Genomic DNA, 240 nt, shown 5'->3' with positions numbered 1-240 from the left:
CTTTCCCCCTTAACAAAATACGATAACCGTTTTTACCACCATAACGAGCAATGCAAACTGCCTCGGCGAATACCACCCCCTTTCCCACTACTCCTTTCCCGTTCTTACGTATCTCACCAGCAACTTTTTCACCTACTTCAAATCCATCCCCCCCACAAATCCTTTTCACATCACCTACAAAACTTTCAACTTCCCTACCTACATTTATACATACACTTCCATTTCCACCCACAATATAAA

The 240-nt window shown here is 42.5% G+C and carries 1 protein-coding gene; it reads right to left on the bottom strand.

The annotated features are described in order from the left end of the window. A partial coding sequence (locus FS736_RS24985; protein ID WP_222125124.1) for a hypothetical protein occupies window positions 1–240 on the bottom strand: 240 nt, incomplete at both ends.

Source organism: Cytobacillus oceanisediminis 2691, assembly GCF_007678455.1.
Taxonomy (GTDB): Bacteria; Bacillota; Bacilli; order Bacillales; family Cytobacillaceae; genus Mesobacillus; species Mesobacillus oceanisediminis_A.
The sequence above is the reverse complement of the archived record's forward strand: the minus strand, read 5'-3'. Positions and strand labels throughout refer to the sequence as shown.